Here is an 18,552-nt window from a genome sequence, read left to right as displayed (position 1 = left end):
CGTCGCCGCGGGCGTCACGACTGCGTACCTTCGCGAGCTCGCCGGCCCTCGAGCGGCCGCCCGAGCTGCTGCGCCTGCGCCTGCAGCGCGGCGGACTCCCCGCGCAGCGCAGCGGACCGGTTGCGAGCGTCCCTTCCGCGGGAGCCCACGTCGCCGGTGACCCGGCCGGCGAGCGGGACCTCGCGGCCGGGCTCCGCCTCCAGGAGCGTGCGCAGCATCTCCCGTGAGCCGGGGAGCAGGAGCCAGCAGCCGTCGGCGCGCCGCTGCACGAGCCGCGCGTCGTCGAGCTTCTGCAACGCCAGCGACACCGTCGGCCGGCGCGCCGCGACGAACTGCCCGAGCATCGCGTGCGTGAGCGGGAACGGGACCGTCGCGCCGTCGCGCCCGACGCGTCCCCAGGAGTCGGCGAGGTGCCACAGCGCCGCGAGCAGCCGCAGCTCGACGTTGGGCAGCTGCACGATCGTCCCGAGGATGGCTGCGCGCTGGCGCTGGTCGTTCGCCCGGCGCAGCAGCGTGAAGTGCAGCTCGGGCCACCGCCCCACGGCCTGCGACACGGTCCGCGTGAGCGCCAGCAGGCGCGTGCGCTCGACCGCCGTGAAGCTCTCGCCGACCGGCAGCTCGCCCTCGATCGTCCCGTCGACGACGATGACCTCGCCGGGCCCGAGCAGCTCGGGCAGCACCGCGCGGCCGAGGCGCGTGCAGCGCAGGACGATGCCGGAGATGACGTAGAGCGCGGTCGCCTCCGCGACCTCCGGCACGTGCTTGCCGGGCGCGACGTCGATCGTCCGGCCGGCCAGCGCGCGGCGCGCAAGCTGCCGGTCGTCCGGGGGGACGAGCGACGTGAGCTCGGGGTCGTGATCGAGGATCGACGCGACGGGACCGGCCGCGGCTCCGTCCACGCCGTCGGACGTCATGGCCGCGCATTCTTACGGTCCCGGAAGACGGCTCCGCGCCAAGAGCGCCGCCCGCGCGTGCTTCACCTACCCTCCTGCGGATGGCACCGCTTGTAGGCGAGTACGAGCCCAGCCCCGTCGGCTGGGCGCGCGAGCAGGTCGAGGAGTACGAGGCCTCCAACGGGCAGCGGGCGAACACGCTGCGCGACACGGACTGGCCCATCATCGTCGTGACGTCCCGCGGCAACAAGTCGGGCAAGCTGCGCAAGACGCCGCTGATGCGCGTCGAGCACAACGGCGAGTACGCGCTCGTCGCGTCGCTCGGCGGGGCGCCGAAGCATCCCGTCTGGTACTTCAACCTCAAGGCGGACCCGACCGCGGTCACGATCCAGGACGGGCCCGAGCCGTTCGACGTCGTCGTCCGCGAGCTCGAGCCGGGGCCGGAGCGCGACGAGTGGTGGGCGCGCGCCGTCGAGGCGTACCCGCCGTACGCGGAGTACCAGGAGAAGACCGACCGGCTCATCCCGGTCTTCGTCGCCACCCGGGTCTAGGCGACCAGGCGGCGGATCATCTCGCCGCCGATCGCCCGCAGCTCCAGCACGTCTCCGCCGCGGCCCAGCGTGGCGAGGATGAGGTCGCGGAAGCCGCCCGTGATGACGATCGCGACCTCGATCGAGATCGGGCGCAGCGAGGGATCGGACTCGCGCGCCTGCTCGATCATGGCGGCGATCGCGTGCGCCCAGCGCTCGGTCATCTCCCGCGAACGGTCGGTGCCGGTGGGCCCGATGCTCGGCAGCTCGAGGATGCACGTGCGCGCGACGACAGGGTCCTCCGCGATGGCGCCGAGGTAGGCGCCGAGCGAGCGGTCGAGCCGCTCCTCCCACGGCCCCGCCTGCGCGGCCGCGCCGGCGAGCGCCGTCATCGTCCGGTCGCTGAGCTCGTCGACCAGCGCAAGGAAGCACGCCTCGCGGTCGGCGAAGTGCTCGTAGAACGTCCGCCGCGACGTGCGCGCGTGCCGCACGACGTCGGCGACGGTGATGGCGTGGATCGAGCCGTGCTCGCGGATGGCCTCCGCGAGCCCGTCGACGAGGCGCGCGCGGTGGCCGCCGTCAGGCCGCGAGAGGGAGCGCGTCGTCGTGCTCATCCTCGCCCTTCGTGCGCGGCTGGGAGCGCTTGCGGACGAGCGCCTGCCCACCCGCCGACGGCGCCCACGCGACGCCCTTGAACTTCCACGGCTCGGCCGGCGCGTCCGTCGGCAGCAGCTCGACGCGCTCGAGCAGCACCCGCAGCACGATGTCGAGCTCCATGTGCGCGAACGTGGCGCCGATGCAGCGCCGGATGCCGCCGCCGAACGGGATCCACGAGTACGTGTCGGGCAGCGCGTCGACGAAGCGGTCCGGCAGGAAGCGGTCCGGCTCGGGGAACAGCTGCGGGTCGTAGTGCGTCAGCCCGGCGCTCAGCGCGATCAGGTGATGCTCGGGGATGCGGTAGCCGCCGAGCTCGAACGGCTTGATCGTGTTGCGGCCGGCGAACGAGATGACCGGGCGGACGCGCTGCACCTCGCGGATGGTCGCATCCCGGTAGGCCTTCCCGTCGGCGGCGTCGACCTCCTCGACGAGGCGCGCGAGCACCTGCGGGTGGCGGCGCAGCCGCTCGACCGCCCAGCTCAGCGTGTGCGCCGTCGTCTCGTGCCCGGCCGTGAGCATGGTGACGAGCTGGTCGCGGATCTCCGCGTTCGTCATCGGCGAGCCGTCGGTGTGCGTCGCCTGGACCATCATCGCGAGGACGTCGGTGCGCTCCTCGAGGTCCGGGTCGCGCTTGGCCTGATCGATGAGCCGGTCGAGCACCGTGTCGGTCTTCGCGCGCAGGCGCAGGAACCTGCCCCACGGGCTGCGCGGGCCGAGGTCGTGGTGCAGGAACGGCCACCGCGTCATGAACTGGCCGTGCTCGGTGAGGGCGGGCATGAGCTCCTCGAGCTCATGCAGCGTCGCGCCGGTCGCGCCGAACACCGCGCGCAGGATCGCGCGCAGCGTGATGCGCTGGAACGGGCCGCCGGTCGCGAACTCGACGCCCTCGGGGAAGCGGTCGATCTCCTCGGTCGCGATCTCCTCGATGAGCGACTCGTAGGTCTTCATCCGCTGGCCCTTGAACGGCGGCAGCAGGAGCTTGCGCTGCTCGAGGTGCTGGTCCTCGTCGATGCCGAGCAGCGAGTTGTCGCCGAGCACGCGGCGCAGCGGGCTGCGCGTGCCCGCGTGCAGCACGGTCGGGTCGGCGCGGAAGGTCTGCTTGATGAGCTCGGGGTCGGAGACGACGACGATCGGGTCCATCGCGGCGACGCGCAGCGTGAACATCGAGCCGTACCTGCGCCGCTGACGCTCGAGGAACGGCCGCTGGCGGTTCACCATCGCCATCGTCTGGAGCGGCATGGGCATCCGCGGCCCGGGCGGAGCGCCCTCGATCGGCCGGTGGGTCGTCGTCTCGGTCATCGTGGTACGGCACCGTACCAGACTCGGTACGCGCGTGTACCAGTCGCGTAGACGCTAGGGAGCGAACGTGCGGCGGAACGGCACGGCGCCGTCCTCGCGGACGAGCTGGAGCTCGAGCCGGGCGTCGCCCCCGCGCCCGCGGACGTCCAGCTGCGCGACGTGCGAGCGGTCGTCGTCGGCGTAGAGGACGCCCGGCTGCTTGCGCGCGTCCTCGGCCACGTTCGGCTGCGTGAGCGTGATGTCGTTGGGCGTCGGGATGCCGAGCGGGCACGGGCGAACCTCGAAGAGCCCGTCGCGCTCGTAGGCCATCGTCCAGTGCGTGTCGCCGGTGACGAACAGCGTCGTCCCGCTCACCCGGTCGGCGACGTGCTTGAGCAGCAGGTCGCGCTCGTGCGCGAACCCTGCGGCCCAGCTGCCGTCGCGCGCGTTGGCGTCCAGCGGCGCGAGCGTGCACGGCGAGCAGATGACCTTGAACGGCGCGCGCGAGGCGGCGAGCGTACGCAGCAGCCACGCGCGCTGGGCGGCGCCGAGCAGCGTCTTGCCGTCGCCGTCCGGCTGCTCGGGATCCGTCTTGAAGCGGCGTTGGTCGAGCACCCACACCTCCGCCGCCCCCGCGCGGAAGCGGTAGTAGGTGCGCGCCTCCATGAGCGACTCCCACGGCTCGAGCCCGTGCGGCACCAGGATCGTTGAGTTCGCGTCCTGGACGCCGTAGTCGTGGTCGTCGCGCTGCACGGCGAACGCGGCGCGGGAGACGATCGGCTCGAGCCGCGGGCCGGCGAGCAGCTCGCGCCAGATGCCCGCGTAGCCGGTGAGCGTCTGCGCGAGCGGCCCGACCGTGTCCGGGTAGTTGAGGTCGCCCTGCCAGACGAAGACGTCGGGACGCCGGGCGGCGATCTCGTCGAAGAGCGGGCCGAACTGCGCCGCGCAGGCGCCGATGGCGAGGCGCACGGGTCGCGGGTCGCCGGCGCCGGGCAGGACGCGGAAGCTGCGCGCCGGGCCGACGGTGCGCACGCCGCGCCGCGTGAGACGGACGCGCCAGTGGACGGTCCTTCCGGTCGGGAGGCCGCGGACCGCGCGCAGCACGGCGTTGTACGGGTCGGTGCCGGTTGGCCGCAGAGTGCGCGAGCGGCGGAACCGCGGGTCGGTCGAGACCTCGATCGCGACGCGCGCGGGGACGTCGGTGGCGACGCGCAGGATCGCCCCGCGCGCGAGCGGCGCGCCGGTCGTCGCGGCGATCGCCGTCGGAGCCGTCACCTTCGGCCGCTCCGCCGTGCGGATCTCGAACGCGCGCAGCACGAGCGTCGATGCCTCGCGGATGCGATCCATGAGCGCGCGGCCGACGCCCGTGTCGAGGAACGCCTGGCCCTCCTGCACGCCGTACGGCAGCAGGTGCACGTTGCCGAGCGCGGGCAGCGCGGCGGGACCGGCGCTGGGGAAGAGCGTCTGCGCGGTGGCGAGGACGCCGGCGTCGCCCGCGCGCTGCAGCTCGTGCGCGCTGTCGGCGGCCTCGACGACGAGCGGCGGCCGGCCGGCGCGTTCGAGCCGCGCGGTGAGTCGCGTGGGTCGCCGGCCGGCGACCGAGAGGGTCAGCGTCGCGGCGCCGCCGCTCCCGCCTCCGGACCCTCCGGGCGCCGTTCCCCCGCCCTCTCCGCCGATCGCCGGCAGACCGCCCGTTCGCCCGAGGACGTCGATCCCATCGGGTGTCCGGCGCACGATCGTCAGCTCTCCGCTGCCGGGCGCGTGGATCACCGCGTAGTACGTGCGGTGGCCGACCCGGCGAGCGACGACGCCGGCCGCGGCACCGAACCGTTCGATGGTCGCGGTGACCTCGCCGTCGGCGAAGCGGTGGTCGACCGCGAAGGCGACGGGGCGCGGGTCGTTCGGGAAGACGTCGGAACCGGCCTCCAGGACACCCCGGCCGCCCTCGACGCGCACGTTCGCCACGCCCGGCGCGGCGAAGCCCGGCCACCCCGTCGCGTCGGGGAGCGCGGAGAAGTCGACCCGGCGCCCGCCCGCGGCAGAGACCGTCGCCGCGCCCCCGAGCGCGATCCCCGCACCGAGCGCTGCACCGGCGACGAGCACCTCCCGGCGGCTGACGCCGCCATCGCGGCGGCGCGGCGCGACGACGTCCTCGTCTTCCCCCATCTCGGGGCTCAAAGCCGCCGGCTGGTCAGGACCGACGCCACCTGATCCTCTCCGGACTGGGCAAGCAGCCGCACCGTGTAGTCGCCGCGCGGCAGGCCGCGGGCGGGCAGCGAGAACCGGATCGTGCGCTCGGCCGGCCGCTCGGTCGTGGCGAACGTCTTGACGACCTTGCCCGCGCGGCTGACGGTGACGGTGACCTTCGCGCGCTCCGCCAGCCGGTACGACCCGGCGAGCGGCGTGCCGCGCGTGCCGCCGAACACCGGCCGCTCGAGCTTGAACGCGCGCAGCAGGTTGCACGACGCCCGGCGGTAGTGCTCGGGCCGCACGCGCCAGCGGCCGCTCCCGTCACGCGACAGCACGACGCGCCGCGTGTCGTAGCGCTTCGTTCCCTTGAGCATCCGGAAGCGCACGAAGTACGTGCCCGGTCCGGCCGACCGCCCCGCTCCCTTGCGGTTCGGCTTGCCGTTCCACGTGAACGTCCGCGAGCGGCCGGTGAACCGCGCGACGAGCCGCTCGCGCAGCACGCGGCGGCCCTGCGAGACGCGGAAGACGTCGACGCCCACCGGCAGCTTCGCGCGGCGCGTGAACCGCAGCTGCACCGCGCGCCCCGCGGGCCGCGCGCCGACCGAGAGGAACCCGGACGTGTCGGTGCAGCCGGCGGCCGAGCCGAGGCTCTCCGCGAACGGCCACACCCGCGGGTCCATCTTCAGCGCGTAGAAGCCGCTCGTGCCGTCCGAGTACCAGATCTCCCCGCGCTCGGGGACGAACGCCGGCTGCGACATCGCCCAGTTGGCCTTCTCGTCGATGACCGGCCCGCCGGTCGCCGAGATCGTCGACGGCGGCGCGACGTGGTACGCGATCTCCTTCGGGTGCTCGGGGTCGCGGATGTCGAACACGCGCAGCCCCGAGAGGATCATCGAGCAGGCCATGATCCCCGGCTCCTTGCGCTGCGGGACGTTGCAGTAGTGCGCCGCGTAGCCCTGAACCGGGCTCTGCGCGCCGGGGTCGTTCGCGATCGCCGCGCGGTTCTCGGGCTGGTGGACTGCGAGGCGGATGTTCGACACGACGAACGGCTTCGTCTCGTCGGAGATGTCGATGATCCGCGCGGCGCCCACGCGCGGGCCGTTGCCCGCGACGCTCGCCCCGCCGCCGTCGTCGCCCGTCGAGTACTCGTCGACCTCTACGAGGTACGGCTTGCCCTTGATCGTCACCGGCACCGCGTACTGCGGGATCGTCATGTTCGACCACGTCAGGCGGCTGATCTCGCGCACCTGCGGGTCCGGCTTGCGCGCCTGGATCTCGGACAGGTCGGCGATGACGAGCCCGTCGCCGGTGGCGAAGTAGCCGCGGTTGCCGTCGTCGGAGACCGACATGCCGTGGGTGCCGTAGCGGCCCTCCCAGATGCGCGTCGGGAGGCGCGGGTTGGAGAGGTCGACCGCCGTCGTGTGGCCGGTGCCGATCGACGTCGGGTAGAAGGTCCGCCCGTCGGGGGCGAAGCCGCTCTCGTGGCCGAAGATGCTCGCGGGCAGCGAGGCCTGCAGCTCCGGCTGGCGGCAGTCCTTGCTGATGTCGTAGACGTCGACGATGCCGGGGTACGCGGACGGGTTGCCGGTGACGGCGGCGAGCAGCCCGCGCTCGACGCTGATGTTCACCGACTCGTGCGGCGTCTGCATCGCCGGCGTGACGAGCGTCGTGGTGCGCACCGGCTTCGCCGGGTCGGTCATGTCGAGCACGGCGACGCCGGTCGGCTCGGCGCTGAGGCTGAGCGCGTTCGTCGGGAACAGCAACGCCGTGTCGTAGTAGGCGCACTCGTGCCCGGCCTTGTCGATGTAGCGGTGCACCCGGAACCCGCCGGTCGAGCCCGAGTGGCCGATCACCGTCATGTTGCAGCGCCACCCGTTCGCGAGGCGGCCGCTGGTGACGTCGTCGGCCGACACGCGGCCCTGCAGCTCGCCCTCGGGCACGCTGCCCGGCAGGCAGTCCGCCCGCGGCGGCACGGTCACGGCCGGCTCGCTCGCGGCCCGCGGCTGCGCGGCCGCGAAGTTCGCGGCGCCGTCGTAGTAGACGCCCTTCGCCGCACCGCTCGGCCCCGATCCGCCGTGCGCGCCCGCCGTCGCAGCCGCGACCAGCACGGCGACCAGCGCCGCGATCCCCGCTCCGGTTCGCCTCACGGCGCGGGAGTCTCGCACCGGATCGGCGAGTCTTGCGCCGGTCGGCGTCAGGCCGCACGCAGCGCCTCGAGCGCCGGATGGGCGGCCAGCTCGTGCAACGCCCGCAACTCGAGGTGCCGCGCGCGCGGGGCGGAGACGTGGAGCTCGCCGGCGACCTGCGCCAGCGTCCGCTCGCCGCCGCCGTCGAGGCCGTAGCGCAGCTCGACGACCCGCCGCCGGCGCGCGTCGAGCGACTCGCACGCGCGGCGCACCGCCGCGTGCCCGTCCGCCTCGGCGATCGCGTCGACGGCGTCGTGCGCGGCCGCGTCGGGAAGCCCGTCGGCGATGGTCTTGCCGTCGCTGCGCGGCTCGTCGAGCGACAGCGTGCGGCGCTCGCCGCGCCGGAACGCGGCGGACGCCGCGAGCCGCTGCGGCACGCGGATCGTCCGCGACTGGGTGCCGAGCGCGTGGCAGATCGCCTGGCGGATCCACCAGTGAGCGCACGTGGCGAAGCGCCCGCGGGCCGGATCGAAGTGCCCGGTCGCGCGCAGCAGGCCGACGTTGCCCTCCTGGACGAGGTCGGCGAAGTCGAGGCCCATGTCGCGGTAGCGGCGGGCGATCCAGACGACGAGCCCGAGGTTGGCCTCGACGAGCTCGTTGCGGGCCTGCTCGTCGCCCTGCGCGATGCGGGCCGCCAGGCGGCGCTCGCGGGTGGCGGTCAGGCGGGGGCGGCGGGGGGAGGTCTCTTCAACGCTGGCCATGCCCCGCAGCCTGGACTGCGGGGACCGTGCTCGCATCGGTGGTTCCGCCGAACTGCGGGTGGCGCGCGAGCTGCGTGCGCGACGTGACGTCGAGCTTCGCGAACACGTTGCGCAGGTGCGCCTCGATCGTCCGCGGCGAGAGGAACAGCTGCCCGGCGACCTCCTTGTTCGACAGCCCCTCGGCCACCAGCCCGCCCACCTGCAGCTCCTGCGGCGTCAGCTCGGCGAGCGTGCTCGCGTCCCGGCGCCGCGCCGTCTCCCCCGACGCGCGCAGCTCGGCCCGGGCGCGCTCCGCCCACGGCTTGGCTCCCAGCCGGTCGAAGCCGGTGATCGCGGCGCGCAGGTGCTCGCGCGCGTCGACACGGCGGCGCCCGCGCCGCAGGTGCTCGCCGACGACGAGCGCGATCCGCGCCGCGTCGAACGGCCGTGCGTCGCCGGCCGCGGCCGCCGCCTCGGCGAGCCGTTCGCCCGCCGCCGGCCCCTCGTCGAGCTGCGCGTGACCGAGCGCGATGAGCGGGACCGTCCACGGCTCCCCCGACGCGCGCCCCCATGCCTCGAAGTTCTCGAGCGCCATCCGGCCCGCCTCCGGACGGCCCGCGCGCGCCGCGCATTCGACGAGGTCCGGCGCGGTCATGATCGCCACGAACGCGGTGCTCACGCCCGGCTCCGGGGTGGCGATCGCCTGCAGCCGCTCGAGGGCGTCGGCCCAGCGACCCTCGGCCATCGCGACCTGCGCGAGCGCCCACGACGCCGCGGCGGCCGGGGCAGGCGTGCCGTGGCGCAGCCCGAGCTCCCGCGCGCGCTCGGCGAGAAGGCGGGCGGCGTCGCCCTTCCCCCGGTTCGCCTCGATCACCGCCCGCACCGTGAGGGGGAACGGCAGCAGGTGCTCGTAGCCGAGCTCGCCGGCGAGCGCCTCCGTCTCGGCGGCCGCGACGAGCGCGTCGTCGAACCGCTGGGTGAGCAGGAGCAGCGGCGCGCGCATGGCCAGCGCCTGGGCGAGGGCGCCCATCGCGCCGCTGGCCCTGGCGAGCGTCGCGGCCCGGTCGAGCAGCCGCGCCGCGACGTCGGGGCGGCCGTGCCAGCTCGCGTTCGTGGCGACGAGGATCAGCTCGCGCGGGTCGTCGCTCGCGTCGGCGGCGGCGACTGCCCGGTCGGAGAGGCCGCGCCCGCGGACGCCGTCCCCTGACAGCGAGGCGGCGAACGCGCGCATCGCGAGCGCGATGCAGGACTCGTCCCGGGCGAGGTCCGGCAGCGAGGCGGCGATCGAGGCGATCTCGATCATCGGCTCGGTGGCGCCCGTGTCGCGCGCGCCCTCCGCGGCCTGGGCGAGCAGCTCGAGCGCCTTGATGACGTTGCCGACCGTCGTCGCCTCCGCGAGCAGCAGCCGGTGCGCCTCGCCGGCGCGGCCCCGCCGCAGCTCGGCCGCCGCGCGCACGCGCACCACCTCGGCCCGCAGCAGCGGGTCGTCGACGAGCGGCTCGGCGCGCTCGGCGAGCGCCGCGCCGTGGTCGACCTGCCCCGCCAGGCTCGCGGCGCGCGCCGCGGCGACGAGCCGCCGCCCGCGCGGGCCGAGCTCCGCCGACAGCTCGGCCGCCCGTTCGAGCGCCTTGGCGGCGGCCGGGAAGCCGGTGCGCTGCATCGCCCGCTCCGCCGCGGCCTCGAGCGCGGCGACCGCCTCGGCGTCGGGCTCGAGCGCGGCGGCGGCGAGGTGCCAGGCGCGGCGGTCCGGGTCGTCGACGGTCACCTCCGCCAGCACCCGGTGGGCCTCGGCACGGTCGATCGCCGTCGCCGCCTCGAGCACGGCCGAGCGGACCAGCGGGTGGCGGAACGCCGCGCGCCTGCCCTCGACGCGCAGCAGGCCGGCGCGCTCGACGTCCGCCAGCGCCTCGAGCGGGATCCCGCTGCGCTGGAGCGCGCTCGTCAGCGTCCCGACCCGCTCGGCGTCGTCCGCGGCGGCGATGAGCAGCAGCCGCTGCGCCGGCTCGGGTAGGCGCCGTACGCGCTCGAGGAACACCCGCTCGAGGTCGTCGGTCAGCGGAAGCACGTCCGGCAGCGGCTCGTCCCCCGCGAGCTGCGACGCCGACAGCCCCGTCGGGTACTCGAGCAGCGCGAGCGCGTTCCCGCGCGCGTGCCCGAGGAGCCAGTCGGCGACGTGGCCGGCCGGCGCGACGCGAGCCGTGTGGGCGAGCAGCTCGCGCGCGTCCTGCGGGTCGAGCCCGCCCACGCGCAGCACGGGCAGGTCCGCGGCTTCGAAGTCGGGTCCCGCGTCCTCGCGCACCACGAACAGCAGGGCGACCGCCTCCGCCTCGAGACGGCGGGCCACGAACCGCAACGCGTCGGCGGTGGCGTCGTCGAGCCAGTGCGTGTCGTCGAGAAGGCAGAGGACGGGCTCGTCCTCGGCGAGGTCGGCGAGCAGCGTCAGGACGCCGGCGTAGACGAGGAAGCGCTCGGTGGCGCCCGTCGCGGCGATCCCGAGCGCGCCGCGCAGCGCGTCGGCCTGCGGCCCGGGCAGCGCCTCGAGGCGCCCGAGCGCGGGCCGCAGAAGGCGGTGCAGCCCGGCGAACGGCAGCTCGGACTCCGACTCGACCCCGCGAGCGGCCAGGACCCGCATGCCGGCGGCGCGGTCGCGCGCGTCCTCGAGCAGCGCGCTCTTGCCGACGCCGGGCTCGCCGCGCAGCACCAGGCCGCCGCCGCGCGCGGCGCGCGCGTCCTCCAGCAGGGCCCCGATGCGGGCACGCTCCACGTCCCTGCCGTAGAGCATCTCCCGATGCTACGGGAGTGCGAGCCGCTCGTGGCGATCATCACGCCGCCCGGGGCAGCGGCACCGGCGCCGCGTCCGGCCGCGCGACGGGCACGGAGACCGCGCCGCCCGGCCCGATCCGCAGCGCCGCGCCCTCGTGCTCGACCTCGAGGCCTGTTCCCTCGACCAGGCGGTAGGCGGTCGCGCGCGGCGTCATGTCGACCTCGAGCAGCTGGCCGCGCACCGCGATGCGGAACCGCAGGCGGCCCCACGCCGCGGGCAGCCGCGGCCGCAGGCGCACGCGGCCGTCTTGGTCGCGCAGGCCGGCGAAGCCGGCCACGAGCGCCAGCCATGTTCCGCCGCACGACGCGACGTGGATGCCGTCCGCGGTGTTGCCGTGCGCGTCGGCGAGATCGACGGCGGCGGCCTCGACGAAGAGCTCGAGCGCCCGGTCCTCGTAGCCGCAGGCCGACGCGACGACGCTCTGGATGCTCGCCGACAGCGTCGAGTCGCCGGTCGTCAGCGGGTCGTGGAAGTCGAACGTCCGGCGCACCTCGTCCTCGTCGAACCGATGGCCGGCGAGGTAGGAGGCGAGCACGACGTCGGCCTGCTTGATGACCTGATGCCGGTAGAGCTCGAGCGGATGGTGGTGCAGGAGCAGCGGGTAGCGCTCGGGCGGCGTGGCGCCGAAGTCCCACGGCTTGCGCTCCAGGAAGTGCTCGTCCTGCAGCACGATGCCCCGCTTGGGGTCCCGCGGGATGCGCATCCGCGCCGCCGCCTCCGCCCATGCCGGCGGCTCTTCCGGCGTGAGCCCGGTCGCCGAGGCGAGGCGCGCGTAGGCGAGCGGCTCGGTCTGCGCGAGCCACTCGACGACGCGCACGGCGCCCTCGAGGTTCTCCTTCGCCATGAGGTTCGTGTAGGCGTTGTTGTCGACGACGGTGGAGTACTCGTCAGGCCCGGTCACGCCGTTCAGGCAGAACGCGCCGTCGTGCGCGTCTGAGAAGAAGCCGAGGTCGAGCCAGGCCCGGGCGGTCTCCACGAGCACCTCGGCCGCCTCGTCGCGCAGGAAGGCGTCGTCCCCCGTCACGTCCGCGTAGTGCAGCAGCGCGTGGGCGACGTCCGCGTTGATGTGGACCTGCGCGGTCCCGGCGGCGTACCACGCCGAGGCCTCCTCGCCGGTGATCGTCCGCCAGGCGAAGCGCGCGCCGCGGTGGCCGAGCTCGCGGGCGCGCCGGCGGGCGGCGTCGAGCAGGCCGCAACGGAAGCGCAGCACGGCGCGGGCGCGGTCCGGGTCGGTGTGGACCAGGAGCGGGGCGACGAAGATCTCGCCGTCCCAGAAGCAGTGGCCCTCGTAGCCCTCGCCCGTCAGGCCCTTCGCCGGGATGCCCAGCCCGTCGGCCCGCGCCGTGGCCTGCAGCACCTGGAAGAGCGAGAAGCGGACCGCGAGCTGCAGGTCCGGCGCGCCGTCGAGCTCGACGTCGGCGCGGTCCCAGAACGCGCGCACCGCTCGGCGATGGAGGGCCTCGGCCTCTGCGAAGCCCGCGCGCTCGGCGGCGTCCAGAGTCCGAGCCGCGCGCTCGGCCAGCGGCTCGCCCGGCCCGCCCCAGTGGTGGGCGACGAACTTCGACAGCCGGACGGCGTCACCGGCGCCGCAGTGCGCGAGGACGGCGACGCGCGCCTCCGCGCCCGCGGCCGACACGTCGACGGAGCACGGCACCGACGTCTCGATCGCGTGGCCCATCGCGACGGCGACGTGCAGGCCGCTGCGCCGGGTGCGCAGCTCGAGCGCCGCGCGCAGGCCGAGCGTGTTCGCGGCGAGCGGCCGGAGGACGGGGGCGCGCGACGCGCGCCCGCGGCGCGGGTCGTCGCCGGCGCCCGCCATGGGCCGATGGGTGACCAGCTCCGACGACAGCGTCACGTGCGCGTCGCCGTCGAGCGGCTGGACCTCGTACTGAACCGCGAGCAGGTGGCGGTCGTCGAGCGACGCGAACCGGCGCGAGCGGATCAACACGCTGCGCCCGCGGGCCGTCCGCCAGACGACCTCCCGCGTCAGCACGCCGCCGCGCAGGTCCAGCCGGCGGTCGTAGCTGAGCAGCTGCGCGGTCGCCGGATCGAAGAGCTCGTCGTCGACGAACAGCCGGACGACGGTGCCGTCGGGGACCGGGGCGATCGTCTGGCCCGTGCGGGCCAGCCCGTAGGCGTCCTCCGGGTACTCGATCGGCCACGTCTCGTGGAAGCCGTTCAGCAGCACGCCGGGCGCGTGGGCGGGGGTTCCTTCGTCGTGCGTCCCCCGCGCGCCGAGGTAGCCGTTGGCCACGGCGAAGAGCGACTCGCGCCGGCCGTGGTCCTCGCGCGGGAACGCCGTCTCCACGAGCTCCCACGGCACGGGCGGGAACTGCTGCAGGTGCGCGCGCAGGCGCGCCGCGCTTCGGTCGTGGCTCATCGGAGCATCTCCCCGAGGTCGGTGACGACGAGGTCGGCGCCGGCTGCACGCAGGGCGGCCGGCTCGGCGGTCCGCGCGACGCCGATGACGAGGCCGAAGCCGCCGTCGCGACCGGCGCGGACGCCGGCGAGGGCGTCCTCGACGACGACGGCGCGCTCGGGCTGCACGCCGAGGCGGTCGGCCGCTCGGAGGAAGCCGTCGGGCGCGGGCTTGCCGCGCAGCCCGAGCCGCGCGATCGTGCCGCCGTCGACGACCTCGTCGAAGAGGCCGGCGATGCCGGCGGAGGCGAGCACGGCGGGGCAGCTGACGCTGGACGACACGACCGCGGTGGCGAGGCCCTGGCGGCGCAGGCGCAGGACCCAGCGCACCGAGCCGGGGAACACGCGGACGTCGCCGGCGGCGAGCGCCTCCTCGGCGAGCGCGCCCTTGCGGCGTGCGATGCGGGCGATCTCGGCGCTGCCGGCCGGCAGGCCGCGGGCGGTCAGCACGGCGCGCGCGCCCTCCGCGCGCGGCCTGCCGTCGACGTGCCGCGCGAAGTCGGTGACGGCGTCGAACGGCGGCTGGCCGGCACGGGCGAGGATCGGGTCGAAGACGCGCTTCCAGCAGGCGAGGTGCAGCGCCGCGGTCGAGGTCAGCACGCCGTCGAGGTCGAAGAGGACAGCTTCGTAACGCATGGCCCGACAGTGCTCGCGGCACGGGCCGCGTCGCATCGGTGAGGTCACCGAGCTTCCCGCCGCTTGCGCCCGCGCTGTCGTCGCCCTCCCGGCGCGTGCCGGTTAGGTGGATCACGCGATGCGGCGGCCCGGTGCGCGGACGCATGACCCGCGGCGTTCGTCCCCCGGTTCCTCCAAGGAGGCCTCCATGCCCATCGATCCCGTTCACTACGCCAGGCGCTGGAAGACCCTCGCGGTGCTGGCTCTGAGCCTCCTGATCATCGGGCTCGACAACACGATCCTCAACGTCGCGCTCCCCAGCCTCCAAGAGGAGTTCGACGCGTCCTCCTCGACGCTGCAGTGGATCGTCGACTCCTACCTGCTCGTCTTCGCGGGCCTGCTGCTGACGATGGGAACGCTCGGCGACCGGTTCGGGCGCAAGTGGGCGCTGCAGGCCGGGCTCGCGATCTTCGGTGCAGCGAGCCTGCTCGTCCTGTGGGCCGAGAACACGGACCAGCTCATCGCCATCCGGGCGCTGATGGGCGTCGGCGGCGCGCTGATCATGCCCGCGACGCTGTCGATCATCTCCAACATCTTCCCGCGCGAGGAGCGCGGCAAGGCGATCGGCATCTGGGCCGGCATGGCCTCCGTCGGCATCGGCCTCGGGCCGCTCACCGGCGGCCTGCTGCTCGAGTGGTTCGACTGGACCTCGGTCTTCATGGTGAACGTCCCGGTGGCGCTCGTCGCGCTGATCATCGGGTTCCGCCTCGTGCCGAACAGCCGTGATCCGGAGCCGGGGGCCTTCGACCTCCCCGGCGCGGCGCTGTCGATCAGCTCGCTGACGACGCTCGTCTACGCGATCGTGGAAGCGCCCGAGCGCGGCTGGACCGACATGCGCGTGCTGGTCTGCTTCGGAGCCTTCGTCGTGCTCGCCTACGCGTTCGCGCGGTGGGAGCTGCACACGAAGGAGCCGATGCTGAACCTCGGCTTCCTGCGCAACCGCCGGTTCAGCATCGCGTCGGGCGGCATCAGCCTCGCGTCGTTCGCGCTGTTCGGATCGATCTTCGCGATGACGCAGTTCCTTCAGGACGCGCACGGCTACTCGGCGCTCGAGGCCGGCGCGGCGATGTCGCCGATGGCGCTCGGGCTGATCGCCGGGTCCACGTCGAGCATCCGCATCGTCGAGCGGATCGGGACGACGAAGGTCGTGACCGCCGGCCTGCTCGGCGTGTCGTTCCTGCTGTCGCTGTCGCTGATGTGGACCGCGGACATGCCGTACTGGCCGCTCGCGCTGTGGTTCCTCGGCGCCGCGCTGTCGATGGGCTGGGTCATGGCGCCCGCCACCGAGTCGGTCATGGGCGCCGTGCCCGAGGAGAAGGCGGGCGTGGCGTCGGCGATGAACGACGTGACCCGCCAGGTCGGCGGCGCGCTCGGCACCGCGGTCATCGGGTCGCTCATCAGCTCGATCTACGGCTCGAAGATCGCCGACTCGGTCGCCACGCTGCCCGACTCGGCCCGCACCGCCGCCGAGGACTCGATCGGCAAGGCGAACGGCGTGGCCGAGCAGCTGCCCGCCGACCAGGGCACGCACCTGATGGACGCCGCGGCCGACGCGTTCACGTCGGCGCTCGGCATCGGGTTCACCATCGCCGCCGGCTGCGCGCTGGTCGCGGCGATCGTCGTGAAGCTGTGGCTCCCGCCGCAGCACACGACCGAGGCTCGCGACGTCGTCATCGGCGTCGTCGAGGAGGAGGCGGTGGCGGCGGAGCCGCTGGCCGCCTGACCGGGACGAACCGGGGCCGGCACCCTTCGCGGGTGCCGGCCCTGCCGTCGTCTTCGGTGTCAGTCGGCGAGCAGCCGGCGGTCGAACCCCGCCGGCGCGTGGATGTTGAGGATCCGGATCGGGGCGTCGGTCCGGTTGGCGAACGTGTGGAGCACGCCGGGCGGCACGAGCACGAACGTCCCCGCCTCGACCACGACCTCCTGATCGCCGAGCAGGAACGTCAGCCCGTCGTCGAGCACGTAGAACGCGTCGTCCTCCGTCTCGTGCACGTGCAGCTCCGGCCCCTCGCGGTGCGGCGCCATCGTGATGACCGACAGGTTGAACCGCGGCGTGTCCTCGCTCAGCGCGAGGAACTCGACGTTCCCGGTCCGCGTCCCGGTGCCGGGCGCGACCACGACCGCGCCGTGGAGATGAGCCATCGCGCGACCCTAGTCGCTCGCCCACTTCAGCGCTCTCGCTTCGAGCGCGGCCATGAAGTCGTGCTTGCCGGCGATGTAGGCGAGCCGGTCTCCCGGGTGCCATCGGGCCAGGTCGCGCTTCAGGGCCTCGTAGCGCTTCGCCTCGTCGGGGTGCGCGCGAAGGAAGTCGCGAACGGCGAGGTGGCGGCGCTCCTGCTCGCTCGCTCGCTCGCACACGTGGAGGTGGTGGGTTCGCGGGCGGTCGTGCGGCTTCGCGAAGAGGAGGTAGTCCGGCGAGTCCGGGTCTTGGACGAACAGGTAGCCGAGCTGCTCGAGCGGACCGGCGTACGGCTCGCGCGGATGGAGCTTCTCGACCGAGAGCTGCAGGTCGATGATCGGCTTCGCCGCGAGGCCCGGGACGGCGGTCGAGCCGACGTGGTCGACGCGTCGCGCGACGCCGCCGAGCGCCTTCGCGATGCGGGCGATCTCGGCCTGCGCCTGCTGGGACCACGACGGGTCGTGGTCGACGATCACGATCGCCGGGTCGGAGCGGTCGTCGAGCGAGGGGTGTCGCACTCAGCCCTCCGACACCACGAGCCGCGCGGCCATCGCCGGCCGGCGCGGCAGGAGCGCGGGCGTGGCGAGCAGGAGGACGCCGGCGGCGGCGATCGCCGCGCGGGGGCTCGTGACCGTCGCGAGGACGCCCCAGATCGCAGTCAGCGCCGCGACCGTCGCGTTGTTCGACACCGACCACGCGGTGAGCGTTCTTGCGACCCGGTCGTGCGGGAGCTGCTCGAGCCGATGGGTCGTGAAGATCGGGTTGAAGACGCCGACGCTCGTCACCAGGCCGAACTGGACCACGATCACGAGCACGAGACCGGGCGCGCCGGCGACGACGAACGCGAGCCCGATCGACCAGCACGCCCGCAGCGTTCCCGCCGTGCGGATGATCGCCTCGGCGCCGAACCTGCTCTCGATCTGCCGCGCGGCCCGCGCGCCGATCAGGCCGCCGACGCACGGGAGGCCGAACGCGAGCCCGTACTGCCACGGCTCGAAGTTCAGCTCGCCGAGCATGAGCACCGCCATGAGCGGCGCCGTGGCGAGGACGAGGGCGTTCACCGCGACGGTGTTGAAGAGCAGCGGCCGGAGCGTCGGGTGGGCGAAGATGAACCGCCAGCCGGCCAGGAGGTCGCCCGCGCGGCCCGGCGCGCCCGCCTTCGCGATCTGCGGCTCGTCGCTTCCGATCGCCCGGATCCCCAGCGCCGAGAGGACGAAGCTCGCCGCGTTCGCGATGACGGTCGTCACGGGCCCGAGCAGCCCGATGGCGAGGCCGCCGAGCGGCGGGCCTGCGATCGTCGCCGTCCACGTCGTCTGCTCGAACCGCGCGTTCGCGATGAGCAGGTCCTCGCGCCGTACGAGCGCCTTCACGCACGCGCCGCTCGCACTGCGGAACGCGATGTCCGCCGCGCCCACCACGACCGCGACGACGAGCAGCTGCACGAACGTCAGCCCGTCGAGCGCGTAGGCCACGGGAACGCTCACCAGCGCGCCGAAGCGCACGAGGTCCATGCCGACCATCACCCGCCGCTTGCGCCGCACCTCGACCCACGGCCCGAGCGGCACGGCCACCAGCGCGGCCACCGCCAGCCCGGCCGCGGCCAGCACCGACACCTGCGCGGGCGAGGCGTCCAGCACGAGCACTGCGATCAACGGGAACGCGTCGAACGCCAGCCACGTCCCGAAGGTGCTGACCGCGAAGGCGGCCCACAGCCACCCGAAGTCCCGTCCGAGCCCGCCTTCCGTCTTGACCGCGCCGTTCGACAAGGGGCGACATGCTGGCCGCCTGCTCGGTCGTCACCTGCCCGGCCGCCCCGACGCGGTCTTCGCGCCCGCGTCACGCGCGGCGTTCGCAGGCACCGCCTGACGCTCGGCGTCGGCCAGAGCAGTCGCCGCGGCTCCCGGGGACGGCGTGGTTGGGAGGGCGGGCGGGCCGTTGCCGGCGCGGTCTCTCGGAGACCTCCGGCGGTTGGAGAAGGCCCGGACGCCGTCCCGGACGGCCGACGACCGGCGCGGGGAGCGGCGCCGGTCGTCGGGTCCTGC

14 protein-coding genes are annotated in these 18,552 nt (G+C 74.6%); 2 read left to right on the top strand and 12 right to left on the bottom strand.

All coding sequences use genetic code 11. The features are described 5' to 3' along the window. Positions 1–14: 14 nt before the first annotated feature. A complete protein-coding gene (locus tag AC1UE4_RS16345) occupies positions 15–914 on the bottom strand; it encodes a Crp/Fnr family transcriptional regulator (protein ID WP_482918370.1) in 900 nt (299 codons plus the stop codon). 80 nt (positions 915–994) lie between these two features. Here AC1UE4_RS16345 and AC1UE4_RS16340 point away from each other — a divergent pair, with 80 nt between their 5' ends. Further along, positions 995–1,444: a nitroreductase family deazaflavin-dependent oxidoreductase gene (locus AC1UE4_RS16340; protein ID WP_482918369.1), complete on the top strand. Its 450-nt coding sequence runs from the start codon at positions 995–997 to the stop codon at positions 1,442–1,444. On the opposite strand, the gene AC1UE4_RS16335 is transcribed toward AC1UE4_RS16340, so the two are convergent. Genes AC1UE4_RS16335 through AC1UE4_RS16300 form a run of 8 tightly spaced genes read right to left on the bottom strand, consistent with a single transcriptional unit; the run spans position 1,441 to position 14,292 of the window. Further along, a complete protein-coding gene (locus tag AC1UE4_RS16335) occupies positions 1,441–2,037 on the bottom strand; it encodes a TetR/AcrR family transcriptional regulator (protein WP_482918368.1) in 597 nt (198 codons plus the stop codon). The genes AC1UE4_RS16340 and AC1UE4_RS16335 overlap by 4 nt on opposite strands. Continuing rightward, positions 2,003–3,379, bottom strand: coding sequence for a cytochrome P450 (locus AC1UE4_RS16330; RefSeq protein ID WP_482918367.1), 1,377 nt, complete (start codon positions 3,377–3,379; stop codon positions 2,003–2,005). The genes AC1UE4_RS16335 and AC1UE4_RS16330 overlap by 35 nt, the downstream gene beginning before the upstream one ends. Positions 3,380–3,433: 54 nt before the next feature. Next, positions 3,434–5,524, bottom strand: a complete 2,091-nt coding sequence (locus AC1UE4_RS16325; protein WP_482918366.1) for an alkaline phosphatase D family protein — start codon at positions 5,522–5,524, stop codon at positions 3,434–3,436. Positions 5,525–5,532: 8 nt separating this feature from the next. Continuing rightward, a complete protein-coding gene (locus tag AC1UE4_RS16320) occupies positions 5,533–7,695 on the bottom strand; it encodes an LVIVD repeat-containing protein (protein WP_482918365.1) in 2,163 nt (720 codons plus the stop codon). Between the two features lie 47 nt (positions 7,696–7,742). Next, positions 7,743–8,435 (bottom strand): sigma-70 family RNA polymerase sigma factor, encoded by a 693-nt coding sequence (locus tag AC1UE4_RS16315; protein WP_482918364.1) that lies wholly within the window; start codon positions 8,433–8,435, stop codon positions 7,743–7,745. Beyond that, the gene (locus AC1UE4_RS16310; RefSeq protein WP_482918363.1) at positions 8,422–11,196 is read right to left on the bottom strand and encodes an ATP-binding protein; all 2,775 of its coding nucleotides are present in this window, start codon (positions 11,194–11,196) and stop codon (positions 8,422–8,424) included. Before AC1UE4_RS16310 ends, AC1UE4_RS16315 begins: the two co-directional genes overlap by 14 nt. Positions 11,197–11,236: 40 nt before the next feature. After that, the gene (locus AC1UE4_RS16305; RefSeq protein WP_482918362.1) at positions 11,237–13,618 is read right to left on the bottom strand and encodes a glycoside hydrolase family 65 protein; all 2,382 of its coding nucleotides are present in this window, start codon (positions 13,616–13,618) and stop codon (positions 11,237–11,239) included. After that, complete coding sequence (locus tag AC1UE4_RS16300) at positions 13,615–14,292, bottom strand: HAD family hydrolase (protein WP_482918361.1); 678 nt, start codon at positions 14,290–14,292, stop codon at positions 13,615–13,617. The genes AC1UE4_RS16305 and AC1UE4_RS16300 overlap by 4 nt, the downstream gene beginning before the upstream one ends. A gap of 187 nt (positions 14,293–14,479) precedes the next feature. Between AC1UE4_RS16300 and AC1UE4_RS16295 the strand changes: the two genes are divergently transcribed. Further along, on the top strand, positions 14,480–16,054 hold the full coding sequence (locus AC1UE4_RS16295; protein WP_482918360.1) for an MFS transporter: 1,575 nt from the start codon (positions 14,480–14,482) through the stop codon (positions 16,052–16,054). Between the two features lie 59 nt (positions 16,055–16,113). Here the strand turns inward: AC1UE4_RS16295 and AC1UE4_RS16290 are convergent, their stop codons facing one another. The 3 genes from AC1UE4_RS16290 to AC1UE4_RS16280 are packed head-to-tail and all read right to left on the bottom strand — an operon-like array spanning position 16,114 to position 18,276. Beyond that, positions 16,114–16,473, bottom strand: a complete 360-nt coding sequence (locus tag AC1UE4_RS16290) for a cupin domain-containing protein (protein ID WP_482918359.1) — start codon at positions 16,471–16,473, stop codon at positions 16,114–16,116. Between the two features lie 9 nt (positions 16,474–16,482). Continuing rightward, positions 16,483–17,028, bottom strand: coding sequence for a GrpB family protein (locus AC1UE4_RS16285; protein ID WP_482918358.1), 546 nt, complete (start codon positions 17,026–17,028; stop codon positions 16,483–16,485). Next, entirely contained in the window at positions 17,029–18,276 is a 1,248-nt protein-coding gene (locus AC1UE4_RS16280; RefSeq protein ID WP_482918357.1) for an MFS transporter, read from the bottom strand. Positions 18,277–18,552: the final 276 nt, after the last annotated feature.

The organism is Parviterribacter kavangonensis (assembly GCF_056863335.1).
This window is presented reverse-complemented; position numbering and strand designations above follow the sequence as displayed.